The organism is Mycobacterium sp. EPa45 (assembly GCF_001021385.1).
In the GTDB taxonomy this organism is placed as follows: Bacteria; Actinomycetota; Actinomycetes; order Mycobacteriales; family Mycobacteriaceae; genus Mycobacterium.
The window spans coordinates 1,248,417-1,269,712 of the sequence record NZ_CP011773.1 but is presented as its reverse complement, the minus strand read 5'-3'; the positions used below and the strand labels follow the sequence as shown (position 1 = coordinate 1,269,712).

Here is a 21,296-nt window from a genome sequence, read left to right as displayed (position 1 = left end):
GGCTCTCAATAGCTTGTCTCGCGGCCGGATACCGGCTTGCCAGTTTGGCGCGGATCAACGCATCGGACGATTTAATGTCCGGATATGGATCGCATCTGGCAGTGGGCGTGGAATCGGTATGGGTCGAGGTACTCGTGGGCGCTGTTGGCGATGCACATTCCTCCGACCATGCTGATGTATCTTCTCTGGTCGGTTCTCATTGTCGCCATCGAGGATTCAAGTCACTACGCCGAGGCAGCCGTCGTGATCGTGGTCGGAATTCCAGTGGTGTCCTACGTGACAGTGCTTCCGGGCCTAGGCCCGAGGCGCGTTGTCGAGCGGTGGGCGCAGGGCCACGCAATCGATCGGCTGCAGGTGCTGCACGCCACATACTCTTGGACACGCGGCGTGGTTGTTCGTACTGTGGCCGCCCAGGCTGTCTGGGCAAGCCTGTCGGCGGTCGTTATTGCTGCGATGGCTGGCGCGTCCTTATCTCGGATCGTGCAATACGGAGTCTTGGGAGTCGCCACAGGATTTGTCGTCGGGCTGACCGCTGCCCACAACCTGGAGGAGGCGACGGTGCGCCCGATCAGAGCCGCTCTTTCAGATGACAGCGATATTGGCGATTCACTGCCCCGCTCGCGTCCAACGTTTGCGGCATGGTCGAGCGTCTTCATGCTCGGGGTCGGGTTTGTGTTCGCGACTATCGGCGGGATGTCGGCTGCCGTGCTCTATCGGCTTTTCGAGGAGCCAGTTGTTTTCTGCGGGATCGCGGTTGCGTTGACACTCGTCTTCGGAATCCCTATCACCGTCGGAATTGCCTTCGCGCCATCGCTTCGACCTATCCGCGATCTCGCCGAAGGAACCAAGCGTGTCGCCGCAGGTGATTACAGCCAACGGCTGCCTGTGGTCCAGGACGATGACCTCGGTGCGCTGGCGGCTTCATTCAACCGGATGCAGTCGGGTTTGGCTGAACGGCAACGTCTTCAGGCCGCGTTCGGCACATACGTCGACCCTGCTCTCGCGACGAAGCTGCTTGAGCAGGGTGACGACGTGTTCACCGGCGAGCGCCGCGAAGTTACGGTGATGTTCGTTGATGTGCGTGACTTCACGCCTTTCGCAGAAGCGAACCCCGCTGAGGATGTCGTGGCGCGCCTCAACGCGCTGTTCGACATCGTGGTGCCTGCCGTCGTGGATGGAGGTGGGCACGTGAACAAGTTCCTCGGCGACGGCGCGCTCGCAGTCTTCGGCGCTCCCAATGAGCTTGCCAACCATGCTGATGCCGCCGTGGAAGCAGCAGTGCTGATTGAGCGTCGGGTCGCCGAGCGATTCCAGGGCGAGCTTCGGATAGGGATCGGAATCAACACCGGTGTCGTTGTAGCGGGCACTATCGGAGGGGGAAGCCACCTTGAGTTCACTCTCATCGGTGACACCACGAACGTCGCCGCCCGCGTCGAGCAGCTCACCAAAGCAACCGGCAACGCAATCCTTCTCACCGGCCAGACTGTTGACGCACTGTCTTCTCGACCGCCCGACCTGATCGACCGAGGATCGCATGCGCTCAAAGGCAAGTCGGCTGCCGTTCAAGTCTTCGGCCTCAGCTCGACGGGCAGCATCTCGAAATAGACACATATGAGACGAGGCCGGTTGATTCGTGCCCGGCCCCGCTTCTCCAGGCGGCGGCGTCTCGAATGTTCGTCTCAGAAAAGGAGTCTTGATAGTCGCTGGACTGCGGCGAGGGGAGCTGGCCGGGCTGCGGTGGCCGCACGTAACCTGACCGGCGCGACCATAGGTGAAGGCAACGACGCAATACCGCCGAAGCACCTGCGAATCACCGAAAACCGCGTCGCCATCGGCATGGCGATCAAGACCGGGCCACCGACATCTAGAGCAAGCAAGCGCGCCCTCCCGATTCCCGACGAGGTTCTTCCCGTGCTGCGGGCAGCACGCAAGCGGCAGCTGGAGGAGCGGCTGAGGTTCGGCGACGGCTACAACCCGCACGACCAAGTGGGCTGCAACGAGACCGGCCGGCCGTACCACCCCAACCTGCTCACGTTCCGGTGGGGCCGGATGCTCGAAGAGTTGGAGAATAGACCGGCCCGCTTGCGCGACGCCCCCCATACCTGCGGCACCCTGATGCGCCTGCGAGGCGAACCTATCGCGGTCATCTCCGCTTGGTTGGGGGCACTCCTCGTCGGCGTTCACGATGGCTGTCGACGCCCATTCCCAGGACGAGGCACTCCAAGCCGCCGGAGGTAGTTTTCGGCGAGATGTGACAACTGGTGACATCGAAACCGGCTCCGGCGGCTAGCAGTACACCACCCACAGCCCTTCACCAGTGCGTTCCCGTGCCCCCAGTGAGACTCGAACTCACACTGTGCGGATTTTAAGTCCGCTGCCTCTGCCGATTGGGCTATGGGGGCCACGCCGCGCAAACGCGGCATAAGCACCGTACCCACAGCACGACACCCCGGGGGAAGGGCTCCCGGGGTGTCGTGAGATCTGCAATCAGGCGGCGACGGCCGCCGTCTTCTCCGACGAAGCGTGACCGTCGTCGAGCATGGTCACCTCGTCGAACGGATCCCTGCCGCTCAGCACTGCGTTGACTTTCTCGGAATCCACCGTCTTGGTCCACGATCCCACCAACAAAGTGGCCACCGCGTTACCGGAGAAGTTGGTCACCGCTCGTGCCTCGGACATGAACCGGTCGATCCCGACGATCAGCCCAACCCCGTCGAGCAGCTCCGGGCGATGCGCCTGCAGGCCGCCGGCCAGCGTCGCCAACCCGGCCCCGCTCACTCCGGCCGCCCCCTTGGACGCCACGATCATGAACACCAGCAGACCGATCTGCTCCCCCACCGACAGCGGGTCGCCCAGCGCATCGGCGATGAACAACGAGGCCATCGTCAGGTAGATTGCCGTGCCATCGAGGTTGAACGAATACCCGGTCGGCACAACAACACCCACCGTGCTCTGCTGCACGCCCAGATGCTCCATCTTCGCGATCAGGCGCGGCAGTGCCGACTCCGACGACGACGTCGCGAAGATCAGCAGGTACTCCCGCGCGAGGTACCGGACCAACTTGAAGATCGACACCCCCGCCACCATCCGCAGCAGCGCGCCGAGCACTCCGAAGACGAACACCACGCACGTCAGATAGAAGCCGAGCATCAGCGTCAGCAGGTTGGTCACCGCGCTCCAGCCGGTCTGCCCCACCACGTTGGCCATCGCCCCAAATGCACCAATCGGCGCCAGCCACAACACCATTGCCAGCACCTTGAAAACCAGCCGCTGCAGATGCTCCACCCCGCGCAGGATCGGCTCACCCTTGACACCCATCGCCTGGATAGCGAACCCCACGAGCAGCGCCACGAACAGCCCCTGCAACACATTGCCGTCGGTCAGCGACGAGAACAGCGACGTCGGGATGATGTGTTGGATGAAGTCGACCAAACCGCCTGACTCGTGCGCCTTTTCGGCCAGCTCGGAGCCCTTGCCTGCCGTCGACTCCGAGATCTTGAGGCTGCTACCGGGATGCAGCAGGTTGCCGACGACCAGCCCGATGCCCAGCGCGATCGTCGACATCACCAGGAAGTAGCCGAAGGCCAGCCCACCGACCTTGCCGACGGTGGCGGCCTTGCGCACCGATCCGATGCCCAGGACGATCGTGCAGAAGATCACCGGGACGATCATCATCTTGATCAGGCTGACGAACATGGTCCCGAGAACGCCGACCTCCTTGCCTACCGACGGGGCAACGAGCCCGACGACGACACCGGCCACCACCGCGAAGATGACAGCCAGGTACAGCCAATGCGTGCGATCCCGGCGCTTCCGCGGCGCCGGCTTGTCGTCGCCGCCTGGGCGATCCACAACCGTGGTCATGACGGTTTCCTTCCGGTAATGACAGCTTTAGGTCTGCAAGGATGATTACCCGGTACGTGACGTAGGTCACGCTTTAGTTCATTACGTTCAGTGCGGAGGTGAGCAGTGCCAGTTCTCCCCCGCTCGCTGGCCGGTCAGGCCTTCGCACTGCAGGCCGCCGTCATCGTGTTGGTCGTGATCGCGGGCAGCGCTCTGGCCCTGTTCGACGCCAAACGCCACGGCGACGAAGCCGCGCGCCAACAGGTCACCGCCATCGCCGTGGCATTGGCCGACTCGCCGTCGACCGCGAAGGCCATCGAAACCGGCAACGCCGCACAGGTTCTGCAGCCGGTGACCGAAGCCGTCCGCAAGACCACCGGCATCGCGTTCATCACGATCATGGCGCCCGACCGCACCCGGTTCACCCACACCAACCCCGACCAGATCGGCCAGAAATACATCGGCACCATCGAGCCGGCGTTGCGCGGCGAGACCTACACCGAGATCTACACCGGCACCCTGGGCCCGTCGGTGCGCACCATCGCTCCGGTGCGGGGCGCCAGCGGGCAGGTCATCGGTCTGGTCGCCGCCGGCATCACCCTCGAGAGCCTGTCGGCGCGCTGGCGTTCCCAGTGGCCGATGATCGTCGGCGTCGGTGTGGGCGCGCTGGCGCTGTCCTTTGTCGGCATCTGGGCGATCCGCCGTCGCGTGCTGTATCAAACCCACGGGCTGGCTCCCGACGAACTGCGAGTGATGTACGACCATCACGACGCGATCCTGCACTCGGTCTCCGAGGGTTTGATCGTGCTGGACCGCAACGGCGTCGCCCTGGCCAACGACGAGGCCCGGCGCCTGCTGGCCCTGCCATCCGGCCCCATCACCCGCGCGGACCTACCAGAGTTCCTGCGCGGCAACGACCCCGGCGTGCGCGACGAGGTACGACTCACCGACGACCGGGTGCTCGTGGTCAACCGCTCCCAGGTGAGCGCCTCGGACTCGGAAGTGGTGACCATCCGAGACCGCACCGAATTGCAAGGCGCACTCGGTGAATTGAGTTCGCTGCAGGGCTTCACCGACTCGTTGCGTGCGCAAGCCCACGAGTCGGCGAACAAGTTGCACACCGTCGTCACTCTCGTCGAGATGGGCCGTCCCGACGAAGCGGTCAAGTTCGCCACGCAGGAGCTGGCCCTGTCCCAGCAGCTGGTCGACCGGGTCTCCGACGCCGTCGGCGAGCCCGCGCTGGTCGCCCTGCTGCTCGGCAAGACCGCCGAGGCCGACGAGCGCGGGATCGAGCTGACCATCACCGAGGAAACCCATCTGCCCACCGAATCCCGTTTGAGTCCACAGGAAATGGTCACCGTCCTGGGCAACCTGATCGACAACGCGATGGACGCCTGTGACGGCGACAACCCGTGGGTCGAGGTCACCGTCAACCAGGATGACGAGCGGCTGCAGATCCAGGTCGTCGACAGTGGCGCCGGGATGGATCCCGAGACGTTCCAGCGCGCCATGCAGCGCGGCTACTCGACGAAATCCGGTGACGACGCCGGGCATCAAGGCCTCGGGCTCGCCCTCGTCACGCAGATCGTCCACCGCCATGGCGGCGCTCTGAGCGCGGACATCACCTACGGCTCGGTGGTGACGGTGACCATCCGATGATCAACGTGCTGATCGTCGAGGACGAACCGCTCATCGCCGAGGCGCACCGCACGTATCTGACTCGGCTGCAGGGCTTTGCCGTCGCGGGCGTGGCCAACACCGCGCGGGATGCGATGCGCATGGCATCCGAGGCCGAATCCCCGGTCGATCTGGTACTGCTGGATCTCGGCCTGCCCGATGCCAGCGGGATTGCGCTGGCCTCGGCGCTGTCCGGGCTGCGGCCCGCGCCGGACATCATCGCGATCACCTCCGAACGCGATCTGGAGATGGTCCGCGCCGCCGTCGCCCACGGTGCCCTGGCGTATCTGCTCAAGCCGTTCACGTTCGCGGCGTTCCGTGACCGTCTCGAGCGGTACCGCCGCTACCGCGAGGCGCTGCCCGCCGGCACCGAGGCCGCCAGCCAGGCCGAGGTCGACCGCGCACTGGCCGAGCTTCGGACGATCGACAAGTCCGTCGCTCCCAAGGGCACCGCGCCGGGAACCACCGACGAGATCGCCCGCGCGGTGCGCGACCGCACCGACGGGCTGACCGCCGATGAGGCAGCCAAGCTGGTTGGGGTGTCCCGGGTGACGGCCTGGCGATACCTGGAACGGTTGGCCGACGACGGTACCGTCACCCGTCTGCCCGAATACGGCAAGACCGGACGGCCGAGCACGCGCTACCGGTGGCGCTGACGGTCACCGAGCTCATCGCGGTCTCGATGCGCACATCCGGCCCTTGCGGAGCCGGTCACGGCGTTACTAGGATGTCCTAGTATTCAGCCGGCAGGTCAGCCAAGGGGCAGTCATGAGCACAACCATTCAGCACTTCATCGACGGCAAGCGCAGCAACCTCAGCAGCACGCGCACCGCGGACGTCTTCAATCCAAGCACCGGTGAGGTGCAGGCCCAGGTCCTCCTCGCGTCCGCCGCCGACGTCGACACCGCGGTGGCCTCGGCCGTCGAGGCGCAGAAAGAATGGGGCGCCTGGAACCCCCAACGCCGGGCCCGCGTCCTGATGAAGTTCATCGAGCTGGTCAACGCCAACGTCGACGAACTGGCCGAGCTGCTGTCCATCGAGCACGGTAAGACGGTCGCCGACTCCAAAGGTGACATCCAGCGCGGCATCGAGGTCATCGAGTTCGCGATCGGCATCCCGCACCTGCTCAAGGGCGAGTTCACCGAGGGTGCCGGGGGCGGCATCGATGTGTATTCGATCCGCCAGCCGCTCGGTGTGGTCGCAGGCATCACGCCGTTCAACTTCCCGGCGATGATCCCGCTGTGGAAGGCCGGCCCCGCCCTGGCGTGCGGCAACGCGTTCATCCTCAAGCCCTCCGAGCGCGACCCCTCGGTGCCCGTGCGCCTGGCTGAACTGTTCCTCGAAGCCGGCCTGCCCGCCGGTGTCTTCCAGGTGGTGCAGGGCGATAAGGAAGCCGTCGACGCGATCCTCCAGCACCCCGACATCAAGGCCGTCGGCTTCGTCGGCAGCTCCGACATCGCGCAGTACATCTACTCCACCGCAGCGGCCAACGGTAAGCGCTCGCAGTGCTTCGGCGGCGCCAAGAACCACATGATCGTGATGCCCGACGCCGACCTCGACCAGGCCGTCGACGCGCTGATCGGCGCCGGCTACGGCAGCGCCGGTGAGCGGTGCATGGCCATCAGTGTCGCGGTGCCCGTCGGGGAGGAAACCGCGAACCGGTTGCGCGGCAGGCTCGTCGAGCGGATCAACGAGTTGCGCGTCGGGCACAGCCTGGACCCGAAGGCCGATTACGGCCCCCTGGTCACCAGTGCCGCGCTGCAGCGGGTCCGCGACTACATCGACGCCGGCGTGGCAGCCGGAGCCGAGATCGTGATCGACGGCCGCGAGAAGGCCAGTGATGAGCTGACTTTCGACGACGCCAGCCTCGAAGGCGGTTTCTTCATCGGCCCCACCCTGTTCGACCACGTGACCACCGACATGTCGATCTACACCGACGAGATCTTCGGCCCGGTGCTGTGCATCGTGCGCGCACACGACTACGAAGAGGCGCTGCGGCTGCCGACCGAACACGAATACGGCAACGGCGTGGCGATCTTCACCCGCGACGGCGACGCCGCCCGCGACTTCGTCTCCCGGGTCCAGGTCGGCATGGTCGGCGTCAACGTCCCGATCCCGGTCCCGGTGTCCTACCACACCTTCGGCGGCTGGAAGCGCTCCGGCTTCGGCGACCTCAACCAGCATGGGCCGCACTCGATCCTGTTCTACACCAAGACCAAGACCGTGACCGAGCGGTGGCCCTCGGGTATCAAGGACGGCGCCGAGTTCGTCATCCCCACAATGCAATGAGCTTCCTGACGCTCGACGACGACGAACGCGTGATCGCCGAGACGGCGGCCGCGTTCGCCGCCAAACGCCTTGCGCCGCATGCCCTGGACTGGGATCACTCCAAGGAGTTCCCTGTCGACGTGTTGCGTGCCGCCGCCGAGTTGGGGATGGCCGCCATCTACTGCGCCGAGGACGTCGGCGGCAGCGGGCTGCGGCGCCTCGACGCGGTGCGGATCTTCGAGCAGCTCTCGGCGGCCGACCCCGCGCTGGCGGCGTTCCTCTCGATCCACAACATGTGCGCGTGGATGGTCGACACGTACGGCACCGACGATCAGCGCAAGTCGTGGATCCCGCGGCTGGCCTCGATGGAGGCCATCGCGAGCTACTGCCTCACCGAGCCCGGCGCAGGCTCGGATGCCTCGGCGTTACGCACCAAGGCGGTTCGTGACGGCGACACCTACGTTCTCGACGGCGTCAAGCAGTTCATTTCCGGCGCAGGCAGCTCCGACGTCTACATCGTCATGGCCCGCACCGGGGCGGACGGCCCGCGCGGCATCTCAGCGTTCATCATCGAAAAGGACACGCCTGGGCTGAGTTTCGGTGCTCAGGAGGAGAAGATGGGCTGGAACGTCCAGCCCACCGCTCAGGTGATCCTCGAAGGTGTGCGGGTGCCGGCCTCGGCCATGCTCGGTGGAGCCGACGGGGAGGGCACCGGCTTCGGCATCGCGATGAACGGCCTCAACGGCGGCCGGCTCAACATCGCCGCCTGTTCACTCGGCGGCGCGCAGGCCGCCTACCAGAAGGCCGCCGGCTATCTCGCCGACCGGCAGGCATTCGGCGGGGCATTGCTCGACGAGCCGACCATCCGATTCACCCTGGCCGACATGGCCACCGCGCTGGAGACTTCGCGGCTGATGCTGGGGCGCGCGGCCGTAGCCCTGGACAACGACGAACCGGACAAGGTCGCGCTGTGCGCGATGGCCAAGCGCTATGTCACCGATGCCTGCTTCGAGGTGGCTGACCAGGCGCTGCAGCTGCATGGCGGTTACGGCTACCTGCGGGAGTACGGGATCGAGAAGATCGTTCGCGATCTGCGGGTGCACCGAATCCTGGAGGGCACCAACGAAATCATGCGCGTCGTCATCGGGCGAGCTGAAGCCGCCCGGGCGCGCGCATCCGCATGAGGCAAAGGAGCCATACATGACGACGATCGCGTTCCTCGGGCTTGGCCACATGGGTGGGCCGATGGCGGCCAATCTGGTCAACGCCGGCTACAGCGTGCGCGGCTTCGATCCGGTACCCGCATTGCGTGCGGCCGCCGAGGCAAAGGGCGCGACGGTGTTCGAGGTCGGCGCGGCCGCGGTGTCCGAGGCAGACGTCGTCATCACGTCGCTCCCCAACGGCGGGATCGTGAAAGCCTGCTACGCCGAAGCGCTTCCGGCCGCAAGGCCGGGCACACTGTTCATCGACACCTCGACGATCTCGGTCGACGACGCCCGCGAGGTCAATGCGCAGGCGTCGGCGGCCGGGATGGCTCAGCTCGACGCCCCCGTCTCCGGCGGCATCAAGGGCGCGACCGCGGGCACGCTGGCGTTCATGGTCGGCGGTGAGGCCGACGCGCTGGACAAGGCGCGTCCCGTGCTCGACCCGATGGCCAGCAAGGTGATTCATTGCGGATCGTCCGGCGCGGGGCAGGCCGCCAAGCTGTGCAACAACATGGTGCTGGCCGTGCAGCAGATCGCCGTGGGCGAAGCCTTCGTGCTGGCCGAGAAGCTGGGGCTCTCGGCGCAGTCACTGTTCGACGTGATCACCGGCGCCACCGGCAACTGCTGGGCTGTGCACACGAATTGCCCTGTGCCCGGACCGGTTCCGACGTCACCGGCCAACAACAACTTCCAGCCCGGCTTTGCCACCGCGCTGATGAACAAGGACCTTGGTCTGGCGATGAATGCAGTGTCCTCCACGGGCGCCACCGCACCATTGGGCACCCACGCCGCCGAGATCTACGCCAAGTTCGCCGAAGAGCACGCCGACCTCGACTTCAGCGCGGTCATCGAAACCCTGCGCTGAGTTCTCCGCGCGAGCAGACGCAAACTCGCACAATCAGACCCAAATTTGTGCGAGTTTGCGTCTGCTCGCGGTAAGGGGTGCGCTAGAAATCCCCCGCGTGGTGGCGCAGGGTCTCGATCGAGGCCACCAGCGCACGGGCTTCCGGCGTCGCCATCCCGATGTCGGCGAACACCTGCTCGTTGAGCGTCGCGGTGGCATCCTCGACCGTCGAGCGGCCCAGCTCGGTGATCTCCACCAGCGTGGTGCGCCCGTCGGTGGGGTGCGGCACCCGCTTGACCAACCCGTCGGCCTCCAGCCGGCGAATGGCATGGGTGACGCTGGTGACGTGCACCTGCAGCCGGTCCGACGCCTTGGTGATCGGCAGTGCGCCGGTGCGACTGAACGCCAGCAGCCGCAACAGTTCGAACCTCGAAAAGCTCAAATCATAGGGCCGCAGCGCATTCTCCACCCGCGCGAGCAGAATCTGGTGGGCCCGCATCACCGAGGTCACCGCCACCATGCCCTCGGCGACGTCACCCCACCCGGCGCGCTCCCAATTCCGCCGCGCCGCGGCGATCGGGTCCGGCTTGGGGGACGGGAGTGATTCGGCCATCCGCCCATTCATACCGCATGGACGCACCCCCGTAGGGCACTACCGCCCGTCGGATACCGCGGCCAGTACCGCTCGCGTCGACCAGCGGTCCCCCACCGTGATTCGCACTCCACCATCGTTGTAATGGCGGACCCGCAGGCCGGCCGGCTCGAAGACCTCCCGCCAGGGGCGGTCGCCCGGTGGCAGGTACACGAAGTTGGCGTGCCCTTCGGTGACGTACACGCCCATCGCACGCAGGCGCATCCGCAGGTAGCGTCGCTCGGCGGCGATTGCCCGAATCCGGCGCTGCAGCTGGCGTTCCGCGTCGTAGGACGCCGCGACGGCGACCAGGCTGGTGCTGTCCATCCCGAACGGAAGCTGCATCCGCCACAGTTCGGCGGTCAGATCAGCGGAGCCGAAACCGTAGCCGATGCGCAGTCCCGCCAGACCGTATGCCTTGGAGAACGTCCGCAGCACCAGCACATTCGGGTACTTGCGGATCAGCGTCCGTGCGTCGAGCCGGAAGCCGGGCGCGACGAACTCGATGTAGGCCTCGTCGAGCAAGACAACGGTGTCACTCGGCACCGCGGCAAGGAATCGATTCACCTCGAACGTCGATTCGATCGTCCCGGTGGGATTGTGCGGCCGGCACACCACCACCACCTTGGCCTCCGCGGCCGCGTCGATCAGCGCATCCAACTGATGAAAGCCGTGCTGATCCAGCGGCACTGCCACCGGATTCAGCCGCGCCATGCCCGCCATGATCGGATAGCCGTCGAACGTCGGTGTGGCCATGGCGATCCGGTCACCCGGTTCGGTCACGGCGTGCAACAGCTGCATCGCGACGCCGGTGGCGCCCGGACCAAGCACCACCTGATCCTCGGCCACGCCGATCCGGGTGGCGATCATCCGCCGCAGCCGCTCCGGCAGGAACTCCGGGTACCTGTTCGCCGAATCGATCGCGCTGATCAGTGCCGAGCGCACTGCGGGCAGCGGTGAGAACGGATTCTCGTTGAGCGACAACGCTAGTGGGTCAACTGCGTCGGGCAGTGCAGCGACGGTGTCCTCGGCGACCCGGATCATGGTTGTCATCAGGCCGCCCGACCGCCCCAGCGCACTGCCGCCGCACCGGCGAAGTCGCCGGCGTGCGCGAATGCTGCCATAAGCACGGTGTCCCCGGGTGAGATCCGGCCGTCGCGGATTGCCCGGTCCAGGTTGATCGGGATGCCTGCGCCGAACAGGTTGCCGCACTCGTCGAAAGTATCGACGTGTCGTTCGGCGGGCAGCTCGAGTGCCTCGCGCCAGTTCCGCAGGAACACCCGGTTGGGTTGGTTGGTAACGAACAGGTCGAGGTCGCGCGACTTCATCCCGATGCGATCGCAGACCGCCAGCGCCACCTCGGGCACCTGCCGGTTTCCCCGGGCGAGCACCTTGGTGATCTTGGATTCGGTGAACCCGATGTAGCCCTCGGCCTGTCCGGGCTGCCACCACTTGCGCGGCGGATCGAACGCGATTGTCATGTCTCCCGCGAACTCGCCGTAGGTGCGGGTCTCGACATCGAGAATCGGCGACTCGTCCGACACCGTGACGAGTCCGACGGCGGCGCCGTCCCCGGGCACGGCGGCCTGGGCCTTGCGGCGCACGGTCGGCTGCTCGAAGACCTGGCCGGCCGCGTTCTGCGCGATCGCCACCACCGCGGTCCGCCCTGCGCCCGACGACAGCAGCTGGCGTGCCACCTGCAGCCCCAGCACGAACGCAGCGCAGCCTCCGTTGTGGAGATCGAGCACCCAGTTCGGCCGCATACCAAGGCGATGCGCGATCGCGCCTCCCCCGCCGTAGAACGGCATGTCCGGCATCTGGGTGTGAGTGATCAGGACGTCGGCGCCGGCGATCACATCCTCACCGTGCCGTTCGGTCAGCCCTGCCGCGGCCCGCTCGATCATGTCGGTGGCCGTCTCGTCGGGTGCCACGTGATGGCGGAACTTGGGCGCACGGAACATCAGGTTGTCGCGCAGTTCATCGGAGTCGGCGAACTGGGCGTAGTAGTCGGCCGGGATGGGATCACCCGGCAGGTAGCTCGAGACGTCGATCAGGCTGACGTTGGGATGGCTCATCGCGGTGCTCATTTCATCCAGTCGGGGGTTACCGGCAGGCCGTTGTGATGCCGGTATTCGGCGATCGCCTTGAGGTTCTGCAGTTCCAGGGCGTGACCGGCGCCGAACATGTCCCAGAAGTCGCCCACCCAGACCGGACGCTCCGGCGGCGCGGACTCCGGATAGGGGTTGTCGTCATAGAACGGGTGGTGGCAATTCGTCCACAGCACAACCGAACCCGGCTTGTCCAGCACGATCTGCGCGTCGACCACCCGCATCAGATAGACCATCCACAGGTGCTTGCCCTGGTCCCACGCGCAGTGGTAGTCCACGGTGCGTGCGTCCGGGTTCGCCACGGTGCGGGTGTATATCGAAGTCTGCGAGCCCAATCGGTCGTAAGCCACCCACAGTCCCGGCTCGTCGGTGGACTCGAAACCGCGCAGGCTGTATGTCCATTCCTCCAGCGACCGGGTGTCGGACAGGTACTCGTAGAGTTCGTCCGGCGGGCAGTCGATGTAGTCGTTGACGGTGCAGTATCGACCGAAGACCTCATCGTGGGGGTACACCGACCGCATCATCTCCATGATGACCGGGGTGGCCTTCTCTCGCGGTGAGGTCTCGATTCTGGTCACCCCGTCGATAGGGTCGACGGATCCGGTGTGGGTGACGATATCGTCAAGCGCGGGCAGCGACATGAGTGGTGCTCTCCTCGGTAGGTGTGCTGTCGGATTGCCGCAAAGCAGCCAGAAATGGTGCAAACGGCGGGATTTCGTCGGCGGAGCATTCGATGCTGACAACGGACGGCCCGTCGCCGCCTAAAGCGGACCCCAGGGCGGCGCGCAGCTGGCCAGGCTCGGTGACGTCCACCGAATGCAGACCGGGGAACATCGCCGCGAGCCCCGCTCCCAGGTTGCTGGCGCGGAATCTGTTGTAGCTGTACATGTCTCGGTAGTACAACTGCTCGCGCGTCACGCACATCGCGTGGGCGTTGTTGTTGAACAACACGAAGGTGATCGGCAGTCGGTACTGCCATGCGGTGTGCATCTCCATGCCGTGCATGAAGAACGACCCGTCGCCGGCCACCACGACGACCCGCCGACCCCGCCCGAACGCCAACCCGATGGCAGCCCCGAAGCTGTAGCCCATGCCACCCATTCCCAGCGCGACCATGAACCGACCGGATCTGCGCACCGGCAGCGTGTGGATGGCGACCGCGCCGGTGTTGCCCGCGTCGACAACGATGTCGACATCGTCGGGCAGCACGGCGTCGAGCGCGGAAACCGCATCGCGGTAGCGGATTCCGCTGTCGTCACACTCTGGCGGTGCCATCTCCCGGTGCCCCACCGCCTCGGGCACCCGCAGACCGTGGGGACGACCGCCGCCGGACAGCATCATCGTCAGTCGTCCCAGCGACGCCCGCAGATCGTCGGTGCGGATGTGGGTGCAGGCCAGGTACGGCGCGGCCGAGCCGAGCGACATCGTCGGCACCGACCCCAACGCCTCATCCAGACCGGTCCGCGCGGTCACGTTCAACCGGGTCCCCACGATCAGGCACAGCGCGCTGTCGCGGATCGCATCGGCAACCCCGGGATGACCCATCACGCCGGTGACTCCCAGCGAGGACGACGAACCCAGGCCGGGCGAGCCGCTGACATCCTTGGCATCGGGGGCGGTCGCGACCCGAGCTCGCAGCACGGCACGCAGCCGCTCCAGTTCGGCCCGGGCATCGTCGCGGGCCACCTGCTCGCCCGCGATGATCGTCACCGGTCCGCGAACCCGGCGAAGCACACGGGCAATCGGCCATGGATCACCCACCACCGGGAAGTCCGGTGCCACTGCCAGTCGACTTCGCAGCGCGATCAACGCCTGCTGAATGTCCTTGGGCAACAACAACACCGCCGGGCCACCCCGCCGGGCCGCGGCTATCGCCGCCGGGAGCGCGGTGATGATCTCCTCGGCGGACGTGATGCGCCGGCAGTACACCGACACCGCCGAGAACAGCGCCGCGGCGTCCAGTGAACCGTTGCGCCCGCTGGTGTCCTGGAAACTGCCACGCCCATCCATCGCCATGGGCGGCTGGCCGACCAGCGCCAGCACCGGCACCCGGCTGGTCAACGATTCACCGAGCCCTGGAATGAGATTCAGTGATCCGCCGCCGGAGGTCGCCATGACCACCCCGAGCCCGCAGCCGGATCGGCTGTAGCCGTCGGCCATTGTCGCCGCGGAGAATTCGTGTTTGGCCAGAACCGCGGTCACACCTCGGTGGAAGTACGCGGCGTCGTAGAGATCCTCGATGTTCGCACCATCGACCCCGAACATGTGCTCGACGCCGATGGCCGCGAGTTGGTCGACAATGTAGTCGACCACGCGTTGTCGCTCGTCCATCTCAGATCACCCGTCCTCCCCGGCCCTGCCATTGACACGAGGGCTGGGTCGGTTCGGTTCACGAACACGGGTACTGATCAAGCGAAAAGTGCTTGTGGGAAAGGCTTTTGACTGATCGACAGATCAGTGTGGCCTACAGGCTGCGCTGGAGCAGCACGTCACCGGTCTCGACCTTGACAACCTGAACGGCGGAAATCTTCTCCATCGGCATCGACGTGCTGCCGGTCGGCGAGGCCGACTCGCCTTCGCGGGCCATCCACGTCGCCAACTGGATCCGGCTTCCGTCGCGGGCTACGGCATACATCGCCAGCTTGTCCGCGTCCGCTTCCGTGCCGGTGCCGATCTCTTCGTGGTAGGTGCACGTCATCTCGATGTGAGTGCCCCACCCCGTCGGTGTCACCTGGACCGTCGCCTCGAACGACGACGGCATCACCGGCGTCATGCTGACCGTCGCGGCCGACACCTGTGGCGCTGGTGTGGGCGTACCGAACGGTGCGGGGTTGATCGCGACGAGAATCCCGACGGCCAGCACCGCCGCAGCCGCGGCGGCCACCGACCAGGTGATCCAGCGTCCCCGACGCCGGCGGCGGCGCACCTCGAACAGCACGCCGTCCAGCAGCTGCGGGCGCAGCGGCGGGGGTTCGATCCCGCCCGTGTCGATGGCCGTCACCTCGTCGGGGGTGAGCATGGCCAGCAGCGCGGGCATCCCGCTCAGCTCCCCGACCGACGTCCGGCAGCGCACACATCCGCTGAGGTGCGCTTCGTACTCGCGGCGCTCATTGCTCGACAGCGACCCCAGCACGTAGGCGGCGTCCCACGTTTCGTACGGATCGTTCAAATCCTTCACCGGGTCACCCCCATCTCCTGCAACGTCAGCCTCAGCGCACGAACGGCGTAGTGCAGTCTCGACTTCACCGTGCCCTCGGCGATCTGGAGGTCGGCCGCGATCTGCGCCGTGGTCCAGCCAAGATAGTAGGAACGGCGGACCACCGCGCGATGATCGGGCGACAGCTGTGCCAGCGCATCCCCGATGAGTAGCCGGTCGAGCGCGGTATTGACCTCGTCCGGTCCTGCAGGCTCCGGGGCCCCCTCGGTGTTCAGCGAGTCGGTCTCCCTGCGGAACCGGGCGCTGCGCCGTTCGTCGATGATCATGTTGCGGGCCACGGTGAACAGCCACGCCCTGGCGGAACGCTCGGCGTCGCCGGCCACCTCGGGATGTTGCCAGGCCCGCAGCAGCGTCTCCTGGACCACGTCCTCGGCGCGCGCGGAGTCGCCGGTGAGCCGCAGCGCATAGCGCCACAGTGCGGCCGCGTGCTCCTCATAGAGCACCCGCACCAACGCCGCCTCCGGGTCGTCCATCGTCAACCTCCCGGCTGAGACACGTAACCGGCGAGTATCTGGTTCAAAGTGTGCGCCGTCGGCGGCCCGCCCAGCCGCGAAATCAACCTGAGGGTCGTGATCCGAGCCGATCCACAACCATGGTGGCGGTCTCGGCGCAGATCAGACGGTGAGAATGCGCGGGCCGTCGTCGGTGACCGCGACGGTGTGCTCCCAGTGTGCGGCGCGCGACCCGTCGGCCGTGACGACGGTCCACTCGTCGGCCAGGATCCGGGTCTTGGTGGTGCCGAGGGTCAACATCGGTTCGATCGCCAGGACCGATCCGGCCACCAGCGTGGGGCCGCGGCCGGGCTCGCCCTCGTTGGGCAGGAACGGATCCATGTGCATGGCCCGCCCGATGCCGTGACCGCCGTAGCCCGCGACGATGCCGAAGCGGCGCCCGTAGGTCTGCTCGGCGGCGCGGGTGCCGCTCTCGATGGCATGGGAGATGTCGCTGAGCCGGTTGCCCGGGACCATCGCTGCGATGCCGGCTTCCATCGAGTGCTTCGTCGCCGCGGACAGCGCCTCGTCCATCGCGATCAGCGTGCCGATCCCGAACGTGACGGCGGCATCGCCATGCCAGCCATCGATGATCGCACCGCAGTCGATCGACACCAGGTCGCCGGCCGCGAGCTTCTCGTCGGGCGCCGGAATGCCATGCACCACACGGTCATTGACCGACGAGCAGATGCTGGCGGGGTAGCCGTGGTAGCCGAGGAACGACGGCGTGCCGTTGGCCTTCCGGATCACCGACTCGGCGACGTCGTCGAGCTCCTTGGTCGAAACCCCTGGTGCGGCGGCGGCCTGGACGGCGCGCAGGGCCGCGGCCACCACCGCTCCGGCAGCGGCCATCGCGTCCAACTCACCCGGTGTGCGGGCGGGAACGGTCTTGCGGTTGCGCAGCCCGGGCAGGGAAACCATCGAAGATCAGCGACCGAGGGCGTGCAGCGCCCGGGCGAACACCTCGTCGAGGCTGCCGACGGCGTCGACGGTCTTGAGCTCGTCCTGGTAGTAGTCCAGCAGCGGCGCGGTCTCGTCCCGGTAGACCTTGAACCGGTTGCGGATCACGTCCTCGGTGTCGTCGGCGCGGCCACGGCCCTTGAGCCGCTCGACGAGCTCGTCCTCGGGCACCCGGAACTCGAGCACTGCGTCGAGCTTCAGGTCGCGTTTGGCCAGCATCTGCTTGAGCGCCTCGGCCTGCTCCACCGAACGGGGGAAGCCGTCGAGGATGAAGCCGCCGGCCACATCCGCGTCGTTGAGCCGATCGTCGACCAGCGCGTTGGTCAGCGTGGCCGGGACCAGGTCACCGGCGTCGAGGTACTTCTTGGCCTCCAGCCCCAACTCGGTGCCGGTGCTGATGTTGTGCCGGAACAGGTCGCCAGTGGAGATCTGCGGTACGCCGAGCTTGTCCGCCAGCTTGACCGCCTGAGTCCCTTTGCCCGCGCCCGGCGGTCCCAGCAGAACGATTCTCACTTCAGGAACCCTTCGTAGTTGCGCTGCATGAGCTGGCTCTCGATCTGTTTGACCGTATCCAAACCGACACCGATCATGATCAGAACCGCGGTACCGCCGAACGGCAGGTTCTGCACGCCACCGCTGTTGCCCATCTGCAGGAACACGTTCGGCAGGACGGCGATCACACCCAGGTAGATCGACCCGGGCAGGGTGATCCTGTTCAACACGAAACGCAGGTAGTCGGCGGTCGGCTTACCGGGTCGGATACCCGGGATGAAGCCACCGAACTTCTTCATCTCGTCGGCGCGCTCGTCAGGGTTGAACGTGATCGAGACATAGAAATATGTGAAGAAGATGATCAGGCCGAAATAGATGCCGATGTAGACCGGATCCGCTGGGTTCGTCAGATAGTTGGCGACGAAGCGATCCCACCAGCCGTTGCTCGGGGTGGTGCGTCCGCTCTGGATCAGCTGGGTGATCAGGTGCGGGATGTAGATCAGCGACGAGGCGAAGATCACCGGGATGACGCCGGCCTGGTTGACCTTCAGCGGCAGGTACGTCGACGTGCCGCCGTACATGCGGCGGCCGACCATGCGTTTGGCGTACTGCACCGGGATACGGCGCTGACCCTGCTCGACGAAGACGACGCCGATGATGATCAGCAGGGCGGCCGCGCAGACGGCGGTGAAGATCAGGCCGCCGCGGCTGTCCAGGATGCTCTTGCCCTCGGCGGGGATGCGGGCCGCGATGCCGGCGAAGATCAGCAGCGACATGCCGTTGCCGATGCCGCGCTCGGTGACCAGCTCGCCCATCCACATGACCAGCGCTGCGCCCGCGGTCATCACCAGCACGATGATCACCAGCGAGAAGATGCTCTGGCTCTGCAGGATCTCCAGCGTGCAGCCCTGCAGTAGACCGCCGTTGGCGGCCAGCGCCACGATGCTGGTGGCCTGCAGGATGGCCAGTGCAATCGCCAGATAGCGCGTGTACTGGGTCATCTTGGCCTGACCGGCCTGGCCTTCTTTACGCAGCTGCTCGAAGCGTGGGATCACCACGGTCAGCAGCTGAACGATGATGCTGGCGGTGATGTAGGGCATCACACCCACCGCGAACACCGTCAACTGCAGCAACGCGCCGCCGGAGAACAGGTTGATCAGTGAATAGATCTGCCCGCCGGCACCACCGCTGACCTGCTCGATGCACTGGTGAACGTTCTTGTAGTTGACCCCGGGGGACGGGAGCGAGGCGCCGACCCGGTACAGGATCACGACACCCAACGTGAACAGGATCTTTCGCCTCAGGTCGGCCGTCCTGAGCGAAGAGATGAAAGCCGAGAGCACTCTTCCTCCTGGGCAGCCGGACGTGAATCGCAGCGTGCCATTGGGGCTGGCCTGGCCAGCGTTCGGGTAATCCTGCCTAGCGCCGATCGCCGCCGGGTTTCCGCCCGCGGCACCGCTCGCTCAAACAGTCTACGAGAGTAACAGTTGGCCCAGGCAGGCCGGGAATCCGCGGATCAGGTCCCGGTGGGCAGGAGCGAAGCGACCCGGGGATCAGGTCCCGGTGGGCAGGAGCGAAGCGACCCGGGGATCAGGTCCCGGTGGGCAGGAGCGAAGCGACCCGGGATCGGTACCGCCGGGCGCCGGGCGCTCACAGCGGTCCCACAGCGGGAACACCGTACAGTCGGTAGTGGTTATATTGGCTAAGTATAAGTTGCAGCAGTAAGGGTCTGACGATGACGCGTACCGACAATGACACCTGGGACCTGGCATCCAGCGTGGGAGCTACCGCGACTCTGGTCGCCGCTGCCCGTGCCGCAGCCAGCCGCGAGGATGAACCCCTGATCGACGATCCGTTCGCCGAACCCCTGGTGCGCGCCGTCGGCGTCGACTTCTTCACCAAGATGGCCAGCGGCGGCCTCGCCATTGCCGACGATGAGGCGGCGATGGGCGTGACCCGGATGACCGACAACATGGCGGTGCGGACCAAGTTCTTCGACGAGTTCTTCCTCGACGCGGCCGGAGCCGGTATACGTCAGGTCGTCATCCTCGCCTCCGGGCTCGACTCCCGCGCATACCGACTGGACTGGCCGGCCGGCATGGTCGTCTACGAGATCGACCAGCCCGACGTCATCGCATTCAAGACCCAGACCCTGGCCGAGCAGGGCGCAGCACCGACCTGCGACCGCCGGACCGTGGCGGTGGATCTGCGCAACGATTGGGCGTCCGCACTGGGCGACGCCGGCTTCGACCCCCAAAAGCCCACAGCGTGGAGCGCGGAGGGCCTGCTGGGCTATCTGCCACCGGCCGCGCAGGACCGTCTGCTGGACACCATCACCGAGCTCTCCGCTCCGGGCAGCCGGGTGGCCATCGACACCGCGCCGCCGTCGAATCTGGCCGAGCAGGAGGAGTCGCGCGAGAAGATGGAAACCATCTCCGCGCACTGGCGCGATAACGGCTTCGACCTTGATTTCGGCTCGCTGGTTTATCTCGGCGAGCGCAATGAGGCCAGCGCCTATCTCCAGGACCATGGCTGGCGAACCGACCGCTCTCCGGTCAACGAGCTGCTCGCGGCGGGCCGACGCGGAACCTTCGACGACGACGAGCCGATGGGCAAGCTCTACTACCTGAGCGCCATTTACGGCGGCGCCCGGTGACCCGCAGCGAGTCCGACTCCTGGGATCTGGCCACCAGCGTCGGCACCACCGCCACCATGGTGGCCGCCGCCCGTGCGGTAGCCAGCCGCGAACCGAACGCACTGATCGACGACCCGTTCGCCGCGCCACTGGTCCGCGCCGTCGGCATCGACGTCTTCACCAAGATGGTCGAGGGTGAGCTCAACCTCGCCGACCTCGAGGGCGGCGAGACCGCTCGGGTGATGACCAACGTGATGGCTGTGCGGACTCGCTTCTTCGACGATTTCTTCCTCGACGCGGGTGCCGCCGGGGTGCGACAGGCGGTCATCCTGGCTTCCGGGCTGGACTCCCGGTCGTATCGGCTGGACTGGCCGAGCGGCACCGTCGTCTATGAGATCGACCAGCCCAAGGTCATCGAGTTCAAAACCGGGACACTGGCTGAACTCGGCGCCTCCCCCACCGCAGACCTCCGATCGGTGAGCATCGACCTGCGGGAGGACTGGCCGTCCGCCTTGCGCGCCAACGGTTTCGACGACACAAAGCCGACCGCGTGGAGCGCCGAGGGCCTGCTTGTCTATCTGCCGCCGGAAGCCCAGGACCGGCTGTTCGACAACATCACCGCGTTGTCCGCCCCGGGAAGCCGGCTGTCCACTGAGTACCACCCGGACGGCGGCGCCGGCCTGGCAGCACGCTCCAAGGCGATCAGCGAGCAGTGGCGCGACCGGGGGCTGGAGCTCAACATGGCCGATCTGTTCTATGCCGGCGACCGCAATCCTGTCACCGGTTACCTCGAGGGGCTGGGCTGGGACGTCAACGCGCGCGCTCGCGCTGAGCTGTTCGCGGCGTACGGCCGGTCGTTCCCAGAGACCGACTTGACCGAATCACTACGGAACTCCATGTCCGTCATCGCAATCCGGAAGTAAAC

The 21,296-nt window shown here is 66.4% G+C and carries 20 protein-coding genes and 1 tRNA gene; 9 read left to right on the top strand and 12 right to left on the bottom strand.

Going from position 1 to position 21,296, the window contains the following annotated elements:
• Positions 1 to 84: 84 nt before the first annotated feature.
• Together AB431_RS05885 and AB431_RS31145 are read left to right on the top strand one after the other, a co-directional pair.
• Complete coding sequence (locus AB431_RS05885) at positions 85 to 1,605, top strand: adenylate/guanylate cyclase domain-containing protein (RefSeq protein ID WP_047329145.1); 1,521 nt, start codon at positions 85 to 87, stop codon at positions 1,603 to 1,605.
• Positions 1,606 to 1,737: 132 nt separating this feature from the next.
• Positions 1,738 to 2,238: a hypothetical protein gene (locus tag AB431_RS31145; RefSeq protein ID WP_052960206.1), complete on the top strand. Its 501-nt coding sequence runs from the start codon at positions 1,738 to 1,740 to the stop codon at positions 2,236 to 2,238.
• Positions 2,239 to 2,328: 90 nt separating this feature from the next.
• Here the strand turns inward: AB431_RS31145 and AB431_RS05875 are convergent.
• Positions 2,329 to 2,402, bottom strand: a tRNA-Leu gene (locus AB431_RS05875).
• An 85-nt stretch (positions 2,403 to 2,487) separates the two neighbouring features.
• Positions 2,488 to 3,864: a cation:dicarboxylate symporter family transporter gene (locus tag AB431_RS05870; protein ID WP_047329144.1), complete on the bottom strand. Its 1,377-nt coding sequence runs from the start codon at positions 3,862 to 3,864 to the stop codon at positions 2,488 to 2,490.
• A gap of 105 nt (positions 3,865 to 3,969) precedes the next feature.
• Here AB431_RS05870 and AB431_RS05865 point away from each other — a divergent pair, with 105 nt between their 5' ends.
• The 5 genes from AB431_RS05865 (at position 3,970) to mmsB (ending at position 9,858) form a co-directional block, all read left to right on the top strand.
• A complete protein-coding gene (locus AB431_RS05865) occupies positions 3,970 to 5,502 on the top strand; it encodes a sensor histidine kinase (RefSeq protein ID WP_047329143.1) in 1,533 nt (510 codons plus the stop codon).
• A complete protein-coding gene (locus AB431_RS05860) occupies positions 5,499 to 6,176 on the top strand; it encodes a response regulator (RefSeq protein WP_047329142.1) in 678 nt (225 codons plus the stop codon). The genes AB431_RS05865 and AB431_RS05860 overlap by 4 nt, the downstream gene beginning before the upstream one ends.
• Before the next feature lie 112 nt (positions 6,177 to 6,288).
• Positions 6,289 to 7,809: a CoA-acylating methylmalonate-semialdehyde dehydrogenase gene (locus AB431_RS05855; protein ID WP_047329141.1), complete on the top strand. Its 1,521-nt coding sequence runs from the start codon at positions 6,289 to 6,291 to the stop codon at positions 7,807 to 7,809.
• Entirely contained in the window at positions 7,806 to 8,972 is a 1,167-nt protein-coding gene (locus AB431_RS05850; RefSeq protein ID WP_047329140.1) for an acyl-CoA dehydrogenase family protein, read from the top strand. The genes AB431_RS05855 and AB431_RS05850 overlap by 4 nt, the downstream gene beginning before the upstream one ends.
• A 16-nt stretch (positions 8,973 to 8,988) precedes the next feature.
• On the top strand, positions 8,989 to 9,858 hold the full coding sequence (gene mmsB / locus AB431_RS05845; protein WP_047329139.1) for a 3-hydroxyisobutyrate dehydrogenase: 870 nt from the start codon (positions 8,989 to 8,991) through the stop codon (positions 9,856 to 9,858).
• Positions 9,859 to 9,940: 82 nt separating this feature from the next.
• Here mmsB and AB431_RS05840 read toward each other — a convergent pair whose 3' ends face one another.
• The 10 genes from AB431_RS05840 to secY all read right to left on the bottom strand — a co-directional run bounded on the left by AB431_RS05840 (position 9,941) and on the right by secY (position 19,079).
• Complete coding sequence (locus AB431_RS05840) at positions 9,941 to 10,450, bottom strand: MarR family transcriptional regulator (RefSeq protein ID WP_047329138.1); 510 nt, start codon at positions 10,448 to 10,450, stop codon at positions 9,941 to 9,943.
• Between the two features lie 39 nt (positions 10,451 to 10,489).
• Complete coding sequence (locus AB431_RS05835) at positions 10,490 to 11,521, bottom strand: aminotransferase class I/II-fold pyridoxal phosphate-dependent enzyme (protein ID WP_047329137.1); 1,032 nt, start codon at positions 11,519 to 11,521, stop codon at positions 10,490 to 10,492.
• Entirely contained in the window at positions 11,521 to 12,543 is a 1,023-nt protein-coding gene (locus AB431_RS05830; RefSeq protein WP_047333123.1) for a 3-oxoacyl-ACP synthase III family protein, read from the bottom strand. The genes AB431_RS05835 and AB431_RS05830 overlap by 1 nt, the downstream gene beginning before the upstream one ends.
• Before the next feature lie 8 nt (positions 12,544 to 12,551).
• Positions 12,552 to 13,217, bottom strand: coding sequence for a hypothetical protein (locus AB431_RS05825; RefSeq protein ID WP_047329136.1), 666 nt, complete (start codon positions 13,215 to 13,217; stop codon positions 12,552 to 12,554).
• A complete protein-coding gene (locus tag AB431_RS05820) occupies positions 13,198 to 14,907 on the bottom strand; it encodes a thiamine pyrophosphate-binding protein (protein ID WP_047329135.1) in 1,710 nt (569 codons plus the stop codon). The genes AB431_RS05825 and AB431_RS05820 overlap by 20 nt, the downstream gene beginning before the upstream one ends.
• A gap of 133 nt (positions 14,908 to 15,040) precedes the next feature.
• On the bottom strand, positions 15,041 to 15,754 hold the full coding sequence (locus tag AB431_RS05815; RefSeq protein WP_047329134.1) for an anti-sigma factor: 714 nt from the start codon (positions 15,752 to 15,754) through the stop codon (positions 15,041 to 15,043).
• Complete coding sequence (locus AB431_RS05810; RefSeq protein WP_047329133.1) at positions 15,751 to 16,266, bottom strand: sigma-70 family RNA polymerase sigma factor; 516 nt, start codon at positions 16,264 to 16,266, stop codon at positions 15,751 to 15,753. Before AB431_RS05810 ends, AB431_RS05815 begins: the two co-directional genes overlap by 4 nt.
• Before the next feature lie 141 nt (positions 16,267 to 16,407).
• Positions 16,408 to 17,205: a type I methionyl aminopeptidase gene (gene map / locus AB431_RS05805; RefSeq protein WP_047329132.1), complete on the bottom strand. Its 798-nt coding sequence runs from the start codon at positions 17,203 to 17,205 to the stop codon at positions 16,408 to 16,410.
• 6 nt (positions 17,206 to 17,211) lie between these two features.
• Positions 17,212 to 17,757, bottom strand: a complete 546-nt coding sequence (locus tag AB431_RS05800) for an adenylate kinase (protein ID WP_047329131.1) — start codon at positions 17,755 to 17,757, stop codon at positions 17,212 to 17,214.
• A complete protein-coding gene (gene secY / locus AB431_RS05795) occupies positions 17,754 to 19,079 on the bottom strand; it encodes a preprotein translocase subunit SecY (RefSeq protein ID WP_047329130.1) in 1,326 nt (441 codons plus the stop codon). The genes AB431_RS05800 and secY overlap by 4 nt, the downstream gene beginning before the upstream one ends.
• Before the next feature lie 392 nt (positions 19,080 to 19,471).
• Here secY and AB431_RS05790 point away from each other — a divergent pair, with 392 nt between their 5' ends.
• Entirely contained in the window at positions 19,472 to 20,392 is a 921-nt protein-coding gene (locus tag AB431_RS05790) for a class I SAM-dependent methyltransferase (RefSeq protein ID WP_047329129.1), read from the top strand.
• On the top strand, positions 20,389 to 21,294 hold the full coding sequence (locus AB431_RS05785; RefSeq protein WP_047329128.1) for a class I SAM-dependent methyltransferase: 906 nt from the start codon (positions 20,389 to 20,391) through the stop codon (positions 21,292 to 21,294). Before AB431_RS05790 ends, AB431_RS05785 begins: the two co-directional genes overlap by 4 nt.
• The last annotated feature ends 2 nt before the right edge of the window (positions 21,295 to 21,296 follow it).

What these genes read in the sequence shown, in the direction of transcription:
- AB431_RS05855 (WP_047329141.1), top strand. Translation starts at nt 6,289, where the DNA reads ATGAGCACAACCATTCAGCACTTCATCGACGGCAAGCGCAGCAACCTC.
- AB431_RS05790 (WP_047329129.1), top strand. Translation starts at nt 19,472, where the DNA reads ATGACGCGTACCGACAATGACACCTGGGACCTGGCATCCAGCGTGGGA.
- AB431_RS05860 (WP_047329142.1), top strand. Translation starts at nt 5,499, where the DNA reads ATGATCAACGTGCTGATCGTCGAGGACGAACCGCTCATCGCCGAGGCG.
- AB431_RS05810 (WP_047329133.1), bottom strand. Translation starts at nt 16,266, where the DNA reads ATGGACGACCCGGAGGCGGCGTTGGTGCGGGTGCTCTATGAGGAGCAC.
- AB431_RS05820 (WP_047329135.1), bottom strand. Translation starts at nt 14,907, where the DNA reads ATGGACGAGCGACAACGCGTGGTCGACTACATTGTCGACCAACTCGCG.
- AB431_RS05885 (WP_047329145.1), top strand. Translation starts at nt 85, where the DNA reads ATGGATCGCATCTGGCAGTGGGCGTGGAATCGGTATGGGTCGAGGTAC.
- AB431_RS05850 (WP_047329140.1), top strand. Translation starts at nt 7,806, where the DNA reads ATGAGCTTCCTGACGCTCGACGACGACGAACGCGTGATCGCCGAGACG.
- mmsB (WP_047329139.1), top strand. Translation starts at nt 8,989, where the DNA reads ATGACGACGATCGCGTTCCTCGGGCTTGGCCACATGGGTGGGCCGATG.
- AB431_RS05830 (WP_047333123.1), bottom strand. Translation starts at nt 12,543, where the DNA reads ATGAGCCATCCCAACGTCAGCCTGATCGACGTCTCGAGCTACCTGCCG.
- AB431_RS05825 (WP_047329136.1), bottom strand. Translation starts at nt 13,217, where the DNA reads ATGTCGCTGCCCGCGCTTGACGATATCGTCACCCACACCGGATCCGTC.
- AB431_RS05840 (WP_047329138.1), bottom strand. Translation starts at nt 10,450, where the DNA reads ATGGCCGAATCACTCCCGTCCCCCAAGCCGGACCCGATCGCCGCGGCG.
- map (WP_047329132.1), bottom strand. Translation starts at nt 17,205, where the DNA reads ATGGTTTCCCTGCCCGGGCTGCGCAACCGCAAGACCGTTCCCGCCCGC.
- AB431_RS05835 (WP_047329137.1), bottom strand. Translation starts at nt 11,521, where the DNA reads ATGACAACCATGATCCGGGTCGCCGAGGACACCGTCGCTGCACTGCCC.
- AB431_RS05870 (WP_047329144.1), bottom strand. Translation starts at nt 3,864, where the DNA reads ATGACCACGGTTGTGGATCGCCCAGGCGGCGACGACAAGCCGGCGCCG.